At 68.7% G+C, this 14,517-nt stretch carries 15 protein-coding genes and 1 tRNA gene; 13 read left to right on the forward strand and 3 right to left on the reverse strand.

Annotation, left to right across the window (positions count from 1 at the left end; all coding sequences use genetic code 11):
- Positions 1 to 36: 36 nt before the first annotated feature.
- Positions 37 to 897, reverse strand: a complete 861-nt coding sequence (locus ACWA14_RS08450; protein WP_463792407.1) for a flagellin N-terminal helical domain-containing protein — start codon at positions 895 to 897, stop codon at positions 37 to 39.
- A gap of 125 nt (positions 898 to 1,022) precedes the next feature.
- Entirely contained in the window at positions 1,023 to 1,949 is a 927-nt protein-coding gene (locus ACWA14_RS08455) for a sigma-70 family RNA polymerase sigma factor (protein ID WP_463792411.1), read from the reverse strand.
- A 176-nt stretch (positions 1,950 to 2,125) separates the two neighbouring features.
- Between ACWA14_RS08455 and ACWA14_RS08460 the strand changes: the two genes are divergently transcribed.
- From ACWA14_RS08460 to ACWA14_RS08490, 7 genes are all read left to right on the forward strand, one after another.
- On the forward strand, positions 2,126 to 2,716 hold the full coding sequence (locus ACWA14_RS08460; RefSeq protein ID WP_463792412.1) for a sulfite oxidase-like oxidoreductase: 591 nt from the start codon (positions 2,126 to 2,128) through the stop codon (positions 2,714 to 2,716).
- On the forward strand, positions 2,713 to 3,438 hold the full coding sequence (locus ACWA14_RS08465) for an FAD-binding oxidoreductase (protein ID WP_463792413.1): 726 nt from the start codon (positions 2,713 to 2,715) through the stop codon (positions 3,436 to 3,438). The genes ACWA14_RS08460 and ACWA14_RS08465 overlap by 4 nt, the downstream gene beginning before the upstream one ends.
- On the forward strand, positions 3,438 to 3,728 hold the full coding sequence (locus ACWA14_RS08470; protein WP_463792414.1) for a DUF6510 family protein: 291 nt from the start codon (positions 3,438 to 3,440) through the stop codon (positions 3,726 to 3,728). The genes ACWA14_RS08465 and ACWA14_RS08470 overlap by 1 nt, the downstream gene beginning before the upstream one ends.
- Before the next feature lie 145 nt (positions 3,729 to 3,873).
- A complete protein-coding gene (locus ACWA14_RS08475; protein ID WP_463792417.1) occupies positions 3,874 to 4,128 on the forward strand; it encodes a DUF3892 domain-containing protein in 255 nt (84 codons plus the stop codon).
- Between the two features lie 368 nt (positions 4,129 to 4,496).
- On the forward strand, positions 4,497 to 5,771 hold the full coding sequence (locus ACWA14_RS08480) for an RNA polymerase sigma factor (protein WP_463792419.1): 1,275 nt from the start codon (positions 4,497 to 4,499) through the stop codon (positions 5,769 to 5,771).
- A complete protein-coding gene (locus ACWA14_RS08485) occupies positions 5,768 to 6,124 on the forward strand; it encodes a YciI family protein (RefSeq protein WP_463792421.1) in 357 nt (118 codons plus the stop codon). The genes ACWA14_RS08480 and ACWA14_RS08485 overlap by 4 nt, the downstream gene beginning before the upstream one ends.
- Before the next feature lie 45 nt (positions 6,125 to 6,169).
- Complete coding sequence (locus ACWA14_RS08490) at positions 6,170 to 6,565, forward strand: YciI family protein (RefSeq protein WP_463792422.1); 396 nt, start codon at positions 6,170 to 6,172, stop codon at positions 6,563 to 6,565.
- Positions 6,566 to 6,572: 7 nt separating this feature from the next.
- On the opposite strand, the gene ACWA14_RS08495 is transcribed toward ACWA14_RS08490, so the two are convergent.
- Positions 6,573 to 6,645 (reverse strand) — tRNA-Val (locus tag ACWA14_RS08495).
- 155 nt (positions 6,646 to 6,800) lie between these two features.
- On the opposite strand from ACWA14_RS08495, the gene aceE reads away from it, so the two are divergent.
- From aceE to ACWA14_RS08525, 6 genes are all read left to right on the forward strand, one after another.
- The gene (gene aceE / locus ACWA14_RS08500) at positions 6,801 to 9,527 is read left to right on the forward strand and encodes a pyruvate dehydrogenase (acetyl-transferring), homodimeric type (protein WP_463792424.1); all 2,727 of its coding nucleotides are present in this window, start codon (positions 6,801 to 6,803) and stop codon (positions 9,525 to 9,527) included.
- Positions 9,528 to 9,558: 31 nt separating this feature from the next.
- On the forward strand, positions 9,559 to 10,761 hold the full coding sequence (locus ACWA14_RS08505; RefSeq protein ID WP_463797402.1) for a PucR family transcriptional regulator: 1,203 nt from the start codon (positions 9,559 to 9,561) through the stop codon (positions 10,759 to 10,761).
- 110 nt (positions 10,762 to 10,871) lie between these two features.
- A complete protein-coding gene (locus ACWA14_RS08510) occupies positions 10,872 to 11,792 on the forward strand; it encodes an ACP S-malonyltransferase (RefSeq protein ID WP_463792426.1) in 921 nt (306 codons plus the stop codon).
- Positions 11,789 to 12,790 (forward strand): beta-ketoacyl-ACP synthase III, encoded by a 1,002-nt coding sequence (locus ACWA14_RS08515; RefSeq protein WP_463792427.1) that lies wholly within the window; start codon positions 11,789 to 11,791, stop codon positions 12,788 to 12,790. The genes ACWA14_RS08510 and ACWA14_RS08515 overlap by 4 nt, the downstream gene beginning before the upstream one ends.
- 68 nt (positions 12,791 to 12,858) lie before the next feature.
- Positions 12,859 to 13,107 carry an acyl carrier protein gene (locus tag ACWA14_RS08520; protein ID WP_017830435.1) on the forward strand — a complete coding sequence of 83 codons (249 nt, stop codon included), beginning with the start codon at positions 12,859 to 12,861 and terminating at the stop codon, positions 13,105 to 13,107.
- A gap of 88 nt (positions 13,108 to 13,195) precedes the next feature.
- Positions 13,196 to 14,434 carry a beta-ketoacyl-[acyl-carrier-protein] synthase family protein gene (locus ACWA14_RS08525; protein ID WP_463792429.1) on the forward strand — a complete coding sequence of 413 codons (1,239 nt, stop codon included), beginning with the start codon at positions 13,196 to 13,198 and terminating at the stop codon, positions 14,432 to 14,434.
- The last annotated feature ends 83 nt before the right edge of the window (positions 14,435 to 14,517 follow it).

Here is a 14,517-nt window from a genome sequence, read left to right on the forward strand (position 1 = left end):
CCCCGCCCGGGCGCCGCGCGCGTCAGGTGCTGCGGATCAACGCAGCAGCTGGAGAACGCCCTGGCCCGACTGGTTCGCCTGCGCGAGCATCGCGGTACCGGCCTGCTGCAGGATGTTCGCTGCGGTGTACTTGACCATCTCCGCCGCCATGTCGGTGTCGGCGATACGGCTCTTGGCCGCCGACAGGTTCTCGGCCGAGACCTGCAGCGAGTTGATCGTCGACTCGAAGCGGTTCTGCACCGCTCCGAGGTCGGCGCGAGCCGACGAGACGCTCTTGATCGCCGTGTCGACCGTGCCGATGGTCGCAGCCGCGAGCGTCGGCGTGGCGAATCCGTCGGTGTCGACGATGGCGGTCTTGAGACCTGCGGCGAGCGTCTTGATGTCGGCGGAACCGAGGTCCACCGCGATCTGGCTCGCTGCGCTGCCGTCCGCACCCACCTGGAAGCTCAGCATGCCGTCGCTTGCCGCACCGGCGGAACCGTCGAGCAGGTTGATCCCGTTGAAGTTCGTGCTGTCGGCGATGCGACCGAGCTCGTCGACCAGCTGGGTGACCTCGGTGTGGATCGCCGTGCGCGAGTCGGCGTTGTTGGAGTCGGATCCTGCCTGGACCGCGAGGTCGCGGACGCGCTGCAGGATGGAGTGGACCTCGGTCAGCGCGCCTTCTGCGGTCTGGATCACCGAGATGCCGTCCTGGGCGTTGCGGGCTGCGACGTTCAGGCCGTTGACCTGCGAGCGCAGGCCCTCGGAGATGGCCAGGCCGGCGGCGTCGTCGGCTGCGCGGTTGATGCGCAGGCCGCTCGAGAGCTTCTCGAGCGACTTCGAGACGTCGTTCTGGTTGGCGGACAGGTTGCGGTACGAGTTGAGCGCACTGACGTTGGTTGCGATCTGAAGACCCATGAATATCCTCCGTGGTTATGGGACCGAATGCGGGCCCATCCGTGGGCCTGCACACCCGACATTCGCGACAGGTCCGCGACCCCGTAACCGGAGATCGGGAGGATTTTCAGAGCACGGGAGGATTTTCAGAGCGCGGGGATCAGATCGCCGATCCGCGGCGCAGACAGCGTCGGCACCCGCGTCGGCGTCGACGCCTGCACCGGGGTGGGCGCGGGTACCGGCAGCGGGCCGAACAGCGCCGTGAAGAACTCCGCCTTCGCGGCGCTGGAGCGGTCGCCCGGGGTGCCGTTCTCCCACGCATCCATGGCCTCGCGCATGAGGGCGAGGCCGCGGGTGCGCAGCTTCGAGACGTAGGCGTGGCTGACGGCCATCTCATCGGCGAGATCCTTCACCATGCGGTCGTCCACGTAGATGCCCCGCACGACGCGCTGCATCGCGGGCGGCAGCGCGTCGAGCACGCGGGTGAGCATCGCCCGGGTCTCGTTCCGCTCGGCGGCGTGCTCCGGGAGGATGATGCTGTCGGTGAGGTCGGCGGCCTGCCGCCCGGACTCGAGGTCGAAGTGCTCCTCGAAGCTGGTGGCCGTGCGCACCATCGCGTCGAGCTGCTGCATCTCCGCGATGGATGCCGCGTCGATGCCCGACTCCTTCGACAGCTCGGCGATCGTGGCCGGGCGACCGGTGCGGGCCAGCACGGTGTCGGATGCGGCCCGGATCAGCTCGATCTTGTCGCGACCGCGCTCCCCCGCCGGGTCGGCTCGACGCATCTCCGACAGCATCGCCCAGTTGATCTGGGTGCGGGCGAAGGCTCCGAACGGGATACCGCGCTCGGGCTCGTACGTCAGGGCGGCGCGGGCGAGTCCCCACCGGGCGGCCGACATCAGGTCGTCGAGGTCGACGTGCTCGGCGGTGCGGGCCTTCTCGAGCGCCAGGAACGTCGCCAACGCCATGTTCTCCCGGGCGAGCTGTTCGGGTGTGGCGGGGGCTTCTGCGCCGGTTCCGGAGTCAGCAGAAAGAGTGAAACCCTGCGGCAACGTGACTCCTCGAGTTATCAACTGGTTTACGTGTGAAGTTATCAGGAATTACTCATACACAAGCAAATAATTGGTAACGGATTGGGTGCGGCTCCCCCGAGCTGCCCGGGCAGTCGGCTCCGCTGCCGTCGGCTTTCCGCGTAGCGGCGCTCGGCGTGCATCGGGTTGAATGACCCCACGAGTGAAAGCAGGCGAACATGAGCGTGATCTCCCGTGGCTTCGGCGCACGCAGAAGAGAGTCCGACGACCGGCTCCCTCCCGGCCAATACCTCACCCCGGACTTCCCGGTCCTCTCCGCCGGCCCCACCCCGCGCGTCTCGACCGAGACCTGGGAGTTCGTGATCGTCGGACTCGACGGGATCCGCCGCTCGTGGTCCTGGGAGCAGTTGCAGGCACTTCCCGTCGAGACCGTCACCACCGACATCCACTGCGTGACCCGCTGGTCCAAGCTGGGCACGCAGTGGCGCGGTGTCTCCCTCGACCATCTGCTCGCCGAGTCCGGCGACGGCGCCTACGCGGAGGTCTTCTCCTACGGCGGGTACACCACGAACGTGTCCCGGGCTGATCTCGCGGGCGGCAGAGCCTGGATCGCGTTCGAGTTCGACGGGCAGCCCCTCGCGCCGGAGCACGGCGGCCCCGCTCGCCTCCTGGTCCCCCACCTCTACTTCTGGAAGTCGGCCAAGTGGGTGCACGGCCTGAATCTGCGCACGCAGGACGCACCCGGCTTCTGGGAGCAGAACGGATACAACATGCACGGAGACCCGTGGAAAGAGGAGCGGTACTGGTGACGACCGCACCGCTGTGGCGGCGGGCGACCGTCGCCACAGCCCGCACAGCCGGAAGTCACGGAAGAATCCTCGAGCTGCGGGTCGACGACTGGCCCGGCAATCTCGCCGGGCAGCACGTCGATCTCCGCCTCACCGCGGAAGACGGCTATCAGGCCGTGCGGTCCTACTCGCTCGCCTCCTCCGGCTCGGGCGATGTCCTCGAGCTCGCCGTCGACGAGGTCCCCGAGGGCGAGGTCTCGCCGTACCTCGTCGAGGATGTCCGCCCCGGCGATGAGCTGGAGGTCCGCGGTCCGATCGGGGGCTACTTCGTCTGGTCCCCGGAGCAGCGCGAGCCCGTGCAGCTCATCGCCGGCGGCTCGGGCATCGTGCCGTTGATCGCGATGACCCGGGTACACGCCGGCTCTGCGGGTGCCGCTCCGATGCGACTGTTGTACGCCGTGCGCTCGGCGGACGATGCGTTCTACGCCGATGAGCTCGCACGGCTCGCCTGCGACACCCTCACCCTCGACTGGGCGTACTCCCGCACGGCTCCGCCCGGATCCGCCCGGCCGGCCGGACGCGTCGACGCCGCGACCATCCTGGCGTCGACCTTCCGACCGGCTGTGGAGCCGACGGTCTATGTCTGCGGTCCGACCGGCTTCGTCGAAGCAGTGGCCGACCTGCTCGTCGCGGCGGGACACTCGCCCGACCGCATCCGCACCGAGCGTTTCGGAGGCAGCTGATGACCACCTCGCATCCCGGCCACGGCGCCCGCGTCGACGGCAACGCCGCGGGCGGTGAGCTGTTCGCGATCTTCGGGCGCGACATGACGACGGCCCGGGCCACATGCGCGCACTGCGCCCGAGCGGCGCTCGTGGCCGATGCCGTCGCCGAGGTCGACGCCGACGGAGTGATCCTCCTCTGCCGCGGCTGCGGACACACGCTGTTCTCCGCTCTGCGCACCGGCGGGCGGGAGACGCTCACCGTCCGCGGGCTCACCGCGCTCGAGTGGACCACGAGCGGCTCCGGGTGAGGCCGGAGTCGCCACGCGCGCGGTCCGGCGACGTCGCCCGGCGTCCGACGCGACATGCCGGTGACTTCCATAGCCGTGACTGACATACTTCACGGCGGGCATCAGGCACGCTGGCGTGAGTCCGATCACGGTTCCGGGGGGAAGAATGACGCGAGAGATACTCGCCGTCCGCAAGGACGGCGACGGGGATATCACTCATCTGCGGGGCGAGCGCTGGGAAGACACCGTCGCAAGGGTGATGAGCGACATCGACGCCGGCCGCTACCGGTACATCGTCCGCGTCGGCGCGCAGCTCGCCGACGTGTTCGTCGCGCCGGCGACACCCCACTGGAAGCGACACCTGCGCACGACGGCCGACACGACGACGCGGAACAACCTCGACGCGCTGCCCCCGTTCTGACCGCCGTCCCGTGCGCGCAGGAGATCGGCGCAGAAGTGTCGAAGTACTCCACCGCCGTTCGTAGTTCCCGTGAGGCGGGTGATCGATACGCATCACCGCCCGGGACGGAAGGTGCGGCGAGATGTACAACGACCCCATGATGGCGATCCTGCTGTATCGGATGGACGTGCGGCGTGCGGAGGAGAACATCGTCCACATGCCGGAGCCCCTCGACGACAGGAGGCGTTCGACACGAAGAGTTCCCGCGCGAGGCGGGTTTTCGCGGATCTCGGGCCGGGGTGTCGAATCGGGCGGGTCTCGTTCGTAGCATCATCAGGAAGACGAACGCGGGTCGGGAGTGAGATGTGACGGTTCGAGACAGTGATGAGGTGGTCGCGCGCACTCACCGCGAAGAGTGGGCCCGCATCATCGCGGGACTCGCGCGGCGCTGCGGGGATCTCGACCTCGCCGAGGAGATGACCGCGGAGGCGTTCGCTTCCGCGGTCGCTCGCTGGCCCGCCGATGGCATACCGCCCAACCCCGCGGGGTGGATCACGACGACCGCGTATCGGAAGATGATCGATCGGCTGCGACGTGAGGCGAACCGAGAGGCGAAGCATCGGGAGGCGCTCGTGATCCAGGACCCGACGCCACCCGAGCCCGTCGGCGCAGTGGAGGACGATCGGCTGCGACTGTTCTTCATCTGCTGTCACCCGGCCCTGACGATGGAGGCACGGGTCGCCCTGACACTGCGAATGGTGGGTGGCCTGACGGTGCCGGAGATCGCGCACGCCTTCCTGGTTCAGGAGAGCACCATGGGTCAGCGGATCAGCCGGGCCAAGGCGAAGCTCAGAGCATCGGAGATCCCGTACCGTATGCCCACCGCGACCGATCTCTCAGGTCGGATCGACGGCGTCCTCTCCGTGCTCTATCTCATCTTCAACGAGGGATACTTCGCCTCCGGACCGGATGCGGCGGCACCGCTTCGCCGCGACCTCACCGGCGAGGCGATCCGGCTAGCCCGTCTGGTGCGGGAGCTGCTGCCCGACGCCCGAGAGGCCGCAGGGCTCCTGGCACTCATGCTTCTCTCCGAGGCACGGGCGGACGCCCGACTCAGCGCGGACGGAGAGAGGCTGGTCCGCTTGGAGGAGCAGGACCGTGGATCGTGGGATCGAATGCTGATCAGCGAAGGGCTCGCCGCGCTCGAAGACGCCGAGCGACCGACGATCGGCTCAGCATCACGAGGGCGGTTCACGCTGTTGGCGGAGATCAACGCGGTTCACGTGACTGCGCCGCACCCGCGCGACACGGACTGGGCGCGGATCGTCCGGCTGTACGAACAGCTGGAGCAGATCGACCCCAATCCACTCGTCACCCTGAGCAAGGCGATCGCCCTCAGCGAGTTCGACTCACCGCTCGTCGCGATGCCCATCGTGGAGCGCCTGAGCGGCGCTCTCGACGGCTTCCACGGCTTTCATGTGACGCGGGCGGAGCTCCTGCGTGCGACCGGTCGAACCGAGGAGGCCCGCACGGCGTACGGCGTCGCCATCGAGCGTGCACGCAACGCCGCGGAACGAGCGCATCTCACCCGACGCCGGAGTCAGCTGGCCTCGCCAGCCGAGCCGGAAGCCGCCACCACGACAACAGAGGGAGATATCAGATGAGCAGTCAGTACTTGGTCATCCACATGACCGACTCGACGGGCGCACCCCTGTCGCAGACCGAGGATCAGCGATTGCTCGGGAAATGGGCTGAGGAGGGTCAAGCCGACGGGCGGCTGCACGACGGCGCCCCCGTCGCGGGCCCCGAGCAGGCCAAATCGGTGGCGGTCCGCGACGAGCGGGTCATCGTCACCGATGGACCGTTCCCTGAGTTCAAGGAGTGGTTCGCCGGCTACGACATCATCACCGCCGAGTCGATCGACGAGGCCGCGGCGTACATGGCGAAGCATCCCACCGCCACGCTCGGGCGGGTGTACATCCTGCCCGTCGTGAAGCTCCCGTGGGACGAGGAATAGGCCCGCGCGCGCCCACCCTTCCGGTACCGACGAAACGAGACGACCATGCCTCAGTACGCCGTTCTCATCTACGCGAACGACTCCGCACACGCGCCCGAAGCGACCAAGGAGCAGTTGCAGGAGTGCGACGATCACTACGAATCGATGGTGGCCACGGGAAGGCTGCTCAGCGCGTACGCCTTCACTCCCCGTGAGCACGCCCGCACACTTCGCGCCGACGGCGCGACGGATGGCCCCTACCGAGCGGATGGCGATGTCGTCGCCGGTTTCTACATCCTGGACGCCGCCAGCCCGGAGGAGGCGGCAGCGCTCGCCCGCAAGGACCCGGCCCTGCTCTCCGGCGGCGGAGTGGAGATACGTCCCGTGCACAGCGGCGGCCCTGTCGCGAGGGAGGAGCCGCTTCCGAAACCACCGGAGTGGAGCGAGGGGCATTCGACCTGATCGTCGGTGGGCCCTGCCGGGATCGAACCGACGACATCCACGGTGTAAACGTGGCGCTCTACCAGCTGAGCTAAAGGCCCTGGTGCCCGACAGTCTATCCGCTGGCCGATGCGCGACGCGGTCGTGGAACAGGGATAGGCTGAACCCGGCGCGCGTTGTGTACAGCCGACAAGGCTGCCCGTGTCGCTTCCCGTTTCATTGGCATGACCTGCCAGCTTGACGAAAGGCTCCACCCGTGACCGTCCACGATCAGGATCCGTATTCCCAGGGCCCCCTCGACAGCGATCCCGAAGAGACCGGCGAGTGGCAGCAGTCGCTCGATGAGCTGGTAGACGCCAAGGGCCACGGCCGTGGGCGCGAGATCATGCTCAGCCTCCTCAAGCGCTCGAAGGAGCTGCACCTCGGCGTTCCGATGGTCCCGACGACGGACTACATCAACACGATCGCGAGCGAGAACGAGCCGGAATTCCCCGGTGACGAAGAGGTCGAGCGCCGCTACCGTGCGTGGATCCGCTGGAATGCGGCCATCACGGTGCACCGCGCCCAGCGCCCCGGCATCGGTGTCGGCGGACACATCTCGACCTACGCCTCCTCGGCGGCTCTGTACGAGGTGGGCTTCAACCACTTCTTCAAGGGTGCCGACAGCGAGCGCGGCGCCGACCAGATCTTCATCCAGGGCCACGCCTCCCCCGGCACGTACGCGCGCTCGTACCTCGAAGGTCGCCTGACCGAGGACCAGCTCGACGGTTTCCGCCAGGAGAAGTCGCACTCCCCGAACGGCATCCCCTCGTATCCGCACCCGCGTCTGATGCCGGAGTACTGGCAGTTCCCGACCGTGTCGATGGGTCTCGGCCCGATCAACGCGATCTACCAGGCGATGTCGAACAAGTACATCGAGAACCGCGGCATCAAGGACACCTCCGCCTCGCACGTGTGGGCATTCCTCGGCGACGGCGAGATGGACGAGGTCGAGAGCCGCGGCCAGCTGCAGGTCGCCGCGAACGAAGGCCTCGACAACCTGACCTTCATCGTCAACTGCAACCTGCAGCGCCTCGACGGTCCGGTGCGCGGCAACGGCAAGATCATCCAGGAGCTGGAGTCGTTCTTCCGCGGCGCCGGCTGGAACGTCATCAAGGTCGTCTGGGGCCGCGAGTGGGACGACCTGCTCGCCCGCGACACCGAGGGCGCACTGCTCAACCTGATGAACGTCACCCCCGACGGTGACTACCAGACCTACAAGGCCGAGTCGGGCGCGTACATCCGCGAGCACTTCTTCGGCCGCGACGAGCGCGCCGCCGCGCTGGTCGAGGGCTATTCCGACGACGACATCTGGAACCTCAAGCGCGGTGGCCACGACTACCGCAAGGTCTACGCCGCCTTCAAGGCCGCGACCGAGCACAAGGGAAAGCCGACCGTCATCCTCGCGAAGACCGTCAAGGGCTACGGCCTCGGTCCGCACTTCGAGGGCCGCAACGCGACCCACCAGATGAAGAAGATGACGCTGGACAACCTCAAGACGTTCCGCGACGCGATGCACATCCCGATCACGGACTCGCAGCTCGAGGAGAACCCGTACCTGCCCCCGTACTACAACCCGGGCCCCCAGGACGAGACGATCCAGTACATGCTCGAGCGCCGTCAGGCCCTCGGCGGCTTCCTGCCCGAGCGCCGCTCGACCCACGTCGGACTGTCGCTGCCGGATGACACGGCCTACGCCCTGCCCAAGAAGGGCTCCGGCACGCAGGAGATCGCCACGACCATGGCGTTCGTCCGTCTGCTGAAGGACCTGCTTCGCTCGAAGGACTTCGGTCACCGCATCGTGCCGATCATCCCCGATGAGGCCCGCACGTTCGGTATGGACGCGTACTTCCCGACGGCGAAGATCTACAACCCGAACGGCCAGCACTACACGTCGGTCGACCGCGAACTCCTCCTCGCCTACAAGGAGAGCCCACAGGGTCAGATCGTGCACGTCGGCATCAACGAGGCGGGCGCCCTCGCGGCGTTCACCGCCGCCGGCACGTCGTACGCGACGCACGGCGAGCCGCTGATCCCGATCTACCTCTTCTACTCGATGTTCGGCTTCCAGCGCACCGGTGACGCGCAGTGGGCCGCGGGCGACCAGATGGCGCGCGGCTTCATCATGGGCGCCACCGCCGGCCGCACGACGCTGACCGGCGAGGGCCTGCAGCACGCCGACGGACACTCGCACCTGCTGGCGGCCACCAACCCGGCGACGGTCTCCTACGACCCGGCGTACGGCTACGAGATCGCGCACATCATGCGCTCCGGTCTCGAGCGCATGTACGGCGGCGAGCACGAGGACCCGAACGTGATGTACTACATCACGCTCTACAACGAGCCGCTCGTCATGCCCGCCGAGCCGGAGAACGTGGACGTCGACGGCATCGTCCGCGGCATCCACCGCGTCTCCGTCGGCGAGGGCGACGGTCCCCGCGCGCAGCTGTTCGCATCGGGCGTCGGACTCCCCTGGGCTCTCGAGGCGCAGGAACTGCTCAAGAAGGACTGGGGCGTGATCGCCGACGTGTGGTCGGTGACCTCCTGGACCGAGCTGCGCCGTGACGGCCTCGCCGCCGACGAGCACAACTTCCTGCACCCGGAGGAGGAGCCCCGCACGGCCTACCTCACCGAGAAGCTGCAGGGCGCCGAGGGTCCCGTCGTCGCCGTGAGCGACTACATGCACGCCGTGCAGGACCAGATCCGCCCGTGGGTGCCGCAGCGTTTCGCGACGCTGGGTGCCGATGGTTTCGGATTCTCCGACACGCGCGCCGCCGCTCGTCGCTTCTTCAAGATCGACGGCCCGTCCATCGTCGTGCGCACTCTGCAGTCGCTCGCCGAGGACGGCACGGTCGACCGCTCGCTCGCGGCGCAGGCCATCCAGAAGTACAGCCTGCTCGATGTGAACGCCGGCACCAGCGGCAACGCGGGCGGGGAGAGCTGAGCACTCGGTGACAGCTTCGTCTTCCCGCGGCATGGACAAGACCGCGACGCTCACCTGGTTGCGCCGCATCTCGGGCGACATCGCCTCGGTGACGATCAAGCGGCTGGAAGACACGCTTCCCTGGTACGCCGACATGCCACCAGCCCGCCGCTCTGCGGTCGGGCTGGTGGCGCAGGCCGGCATCACCTCGTTCATCCAGTGGTACGAGGACCCGACCTCGACGCCGTGGATCGCGGCCGACATCTTCGCCGCGGCTCCGCGTGAACTGCTGCGCAGCGTCAGCCTGCAACAGACCCTGCAGCTCATCCGCGTCACCGTCGAGGTGACCGAGGAGCGGGTCGCCGGCAAGGGCAACGATCTCCGCGAGGCGATCCTGCTCTACTCGCGCGACGTCGCCTTCGCCGCCGCCGACGTCTATGCTCGCGCCGCCGAGGCCCGTGGGCTCTGGGATGCCCGCCTCGAGGCCCTCGTCGTCGACTCGATCCTCACCGGCGAAGCCGACGAGGAGCTGCCGAGTCGCATCGCGGCTCTCGGCTGGCACGGCCACGGAGAGGTCGCCGTCCTGGTCGGCACGACGCCCCCGCAGTTCGATGTCGATCTCGTGCGTCGCACGGCGCGCAAGCTCGCCGTCGACGTGCTGATCGGCGTGCAGGGTTCCCGCCTCGTGCTGGTCCTCGGGCGTGCCCGAGTGGCCGGTCAGGACCCCGAGGAGGGCGAGGAGGAGCTCGGCTTCCAGGAGATCGCCGCGCGCCTGGAACCGTCGTTCGGTCCGGGCTACGTCGTCCTGGGCCCGGAGGTGGTCGCTCTCGTCGACGCGAGTCAGAGCGCGCGCGCCGCGCTCGCGGGCTTCGCGGTCGCCCGCGCCTGGCGCAGTGCACCGCGCCCGGTCGAGGCCGACGATCTCCTCCCCGAACGGGCTCTCGCCGGTGATCCCCTCGCGAAGCAGACGCTCATCGAGCGGATCTTCCGGCCGCTGCAGGCGCACTCGACCGACCTGGTCACCACCCTGTGGAGCTACCTCGACAACGGACGCTCGCTCGAGGCGACCGCCCGCGAGCTCTTCGTGCACCCGAACACCGTGCGGTACCGCCTCAAGCGGGTCAGCGAGGTCATCGGCTGGGACGCCACCGGCCCCCGTGAGGCTCTGATCCTGCAGACCGCTCTCATCCTGGGGTCCATCGGCGCGACCGAGCAGGCGCGCCGACGTCCGGCCTTCCGCCGCACCCCGCGCTGAGCTCGTCCTCGGCCCGCTTTCGCCGAGTCTGTGCGCCACACACAAGGCTTTCCCGCAATCTTGTGATGGATCATCCACCGTTCTCGCGCATTCATTGGCAGACTGGACGGGTGATTGTCGTCGTCTGCCCTGGTCAGGGCTCGCAGACCCCCGGTTTCCTCTCCCCTTGGCTGGAGCTCGACGGCGTGGCTGATCGCCTCGCCGCGTTCTCCGACGCCGCCGAGGTCGATCTGCAGCTGCACGGCACGGTGTCGGATGCCGACACGATCCGCGACACGCGCATCGCGCAGCCGCTGATCGTCGCCGCGTCGCTCATCGCTGCCTCCGCCCTCGAGGCGCGCGGCGGGCGCGTGGCCGACGGCATGGCCGGCCACTCGGTGGGCGAGATCGCCGCTCTCGTGGGCGCCGGCGTGATCGATGCCGAGACCGGCATGCGCCTGGTCGGCATCCGCGGTCGCGCGATGGCGGATGCCGCGGCGCAGACCCCGACCGGCATGGCCGCCGTCCTCGGTGGCGACGAGGCCGTCGTGCTCGAACGACTGACCGAGCTCGGGCTCTCCCCCGCCAACTACAACGGTGGCGGTCAGCTCGTCGTCGCCGGCGAGCTCGCCGGACTCGACGCGCTCTCGTCGCAGCCGGTCACGGGCACGCGGGTCATCCCGTTGCAGGTGGCGGGCGCCTTCCACACCTCCTTCATGGCCTCGGCGGTCACCGCGCTGCAGGACGCCGTCGCGACCGTGACCCCGCACGATCCGCAGGTCACGCTGTGGACCAACCGCGACGGCTCCGTGGTCACCGACGGCGCCACGGCGCTGTCGTACCTCGTCGACCAGGTGTCGTCGCCCGTCCGGTGGGACAGGTGCATGACCTCCTTCGCCGATCACGGCATCACCGGCTTGATCGAGCTCGCACCCGCGGGGGCCCTGACCGGTCTCGCCAAGCGCGGACTGCGCGGTATCCCGACCGTCGCCGTGAAGACCCCGGAAGACCTCGATGCAGCCGTCGCGCTGCTGAACGGAGAAGCGGCATGAGCGCCACCCTGAAGCAGGCCACCGGCCCCGCGTACACACGCATCTACTCCTTCGGAGCGGCCCGCGGCGAGAACGCCGTACCGAATGAGGACCTGATCGGACCGATCGACTCGAGCGACGAGTGGATCCGCCAGCGCACCGGCATCATCACCCGCGTCCGCGCCGACAAGGACACCAGTGCGATCGACCTCGCCGCCATCGCCGGCGCCGAGGCCATCGAGAAGGCCGGCATCCCCGCCGACCAGGTCGACCTCGTGATCGTCGCCACGATCAGCAATCCGAAGCAGTCGCCCTCGGTCTCCGCGATCGTCGCCGACCGGGTGGGCGCCAATCCGGCAGCCGCCTACGATGTCAACGCCGCGTGCGCGGGATACTCGTACGCGGTCGCACAGGCCGATGCGCTGATCCGTGCGGGCGCCGCCCGCTACGCACTCGTGATCGGCGCCGAGAAGCTCTCCGACGTCGTCGACCCCGCCGACCGGAGCATCTCGTTCCTGCTCGGCGACGGTGCCGGTGCCGCCCTGATCGGCCCGAGCGACACGCCCGGCATCTCCCCGGCGGTGTGGGGCTCCGACGGGTCGAAGGCGGACGCCGTCGGCATGAACGGCACACTCACCCAGTTCCGCGACGGCGAGGTGCCCTGGCCGACGCTGCGCCAGGAGGGACAGACCGTGTTCCGCTGGGCTGTCTGGGAGATGGCGAAGGTCGCGCGCGAAGCTCTCGACCGCGCCGGTGTCGAACCGTCCGACATCGCCGCGTTCATCCCGCACCAGGCCAACATGCGGATCATCGACGAGTTCGCGAAGCAGCTGAAGCTGCCCGAGACCACGGTGATCGCCCGCGACATCGAGACCACGGGCAACACCTCGGCCGCCTCGATCCCGCTCGCCAGCCATCGTCTCATGACCGAGCACCCCGAGCTCTCGGGAGGTCTCGCGCTGCAGATCGGCTTCGGGGCCGGTCTCGTGTTCGCCGCTCAGGTCGTCGTCCTCCCCTGAGAACGCGCCGACCTTCTCTAGACTGTTCCACGGTTCCGAATACAACCCGTAAGAAAGAGGAAGACCACATGGCTTTCACCAACGATGAGGTCCTCGCAGGCCTCGCAGAGCTGATCACCGATGAGACCGGCATCAACGCTTCCGAGGTCGCCCTCGAGAAGTCGTTCACGGATGACCTCGACATCGACTCGATCTCGATGATGACGATCGTCGTCAACGCCGAGGAGAAGTTCGGCGTCACCATCCCCGACGACGAGGTCAAGAACCTCAAGACCGTCGGCGACGCCGTCTCCTTCATCGTCGCAGGCCAGGAGTAATCCCCGCAGGATGCCACCCCCGCACCCGCGGGGTGTGGCATCCTCCGCCTGCCCCGCCTCTCGCTCGACCCGCCCGACAGGAACCACCATGACCAAGCGCATCGTCGTCACCGGCATCGGCGCCACTTCCGCCATCGGCGGCACCGCCCCGGAGAACTGGACCAACCTGCTCGCAGGGATGTCCGGAACCCGCACCCTCGAGCACGAGTGGGTGAAGCAGTACGAGCTCCCCGTCACGTTCGCCGCCGAGGCGATGGTGCGCCCGGAGGAGGTGCTCCCCCGCCACGAGGCGAAGCGTCTCGACCCGTCGTCGCAGTTCGCGCTCATCGCCGCGCGTGAGGCGTGGGCGGACGCCGGCTCCCCCGAGGTCGACCCCGAGCGCCTCGGCGTCGACTTCGCGACCGGCATCGGCGGCCTCTGGACGCTCCTCGACGCCTGGGACACGCTGCGCGAGAAGGGCCCGCGCCGCGTCATGCCGCTGACCGTTCCCATGCTGATGGCGAACGCCGCGGCGGGCAACCTGTCGCTGCAGTTCCACGCCCGCGCCTACGCGCAGACCGTCGTCAGCGCGTGCGCCTCCAGCACCGAGTCCCTCATCCACGCCTTCCACCACCTGCAGGACGGCCTCGCCGACGTCGTGATCGCCGGTGGCACGGAGTCCGCGATCCACCCGATCACCATGGCGTCGTTCTCGTCGGCGCAGGCGCTGTCGCGTCGCAACGACGACCCGGCCACGGCCTCCCGCCCCGGCGCGATCGACCGTGACGGCTTCGTCATGGGCGAAGGCGCCGCCGCTCTGATCCTCGAGACCGAGGAGCACGCGAAGGCGCGCGGCGCGAAGATCTACGCCTACCTCATCGGCGGCGGGATCACGGCCGACTCGTACCACATCACGGGGAACGACCCCGAGGGCACCGGCGCGGCTCGAGCCGTGACGCAGGCCCTCGACGAGGCCGGCATCACCCCCGACCAGGTGACGCACATCAACGCGCACGCCACCTCGACCCCGGTCGGCGACCCCAACGAGTACGTCGCCCTCAAGCGCGTCTTCGGCGAGCGGTTGAACGAGATCCCCGTCTCGGCCACGAAGGCGTCCACCGGGCACCTTCTGGGCGGCACCGGAGCCCTCGAGGCCATCTTCGCGATCCTGGCGCTGCGCGACCGCGTCGCGCCGCCCACGATCAACATGACCGAGCAGGACCCTGCCGTGCCGTTCCGCCTCTCCGGAGAGCCGACGCCGCTGGGCGAGGGGCCGCAGTACGCGATCAGCAACTCGTTCGGGTTCGGTGGCCACAACGCCGTCGTCGCCTTCGCGAGCGCCGACTGACCCGCTGCACCCATGACGAAGGCCCCGGGAGGACTCCCGGGGCCTTCGTCGTTCATCGGGCGGAAGACGTCTGTCCGGCGGCA

This window comes from Microbacterium sp. TW_SC_2 (genome assembly GCF_055361165.1).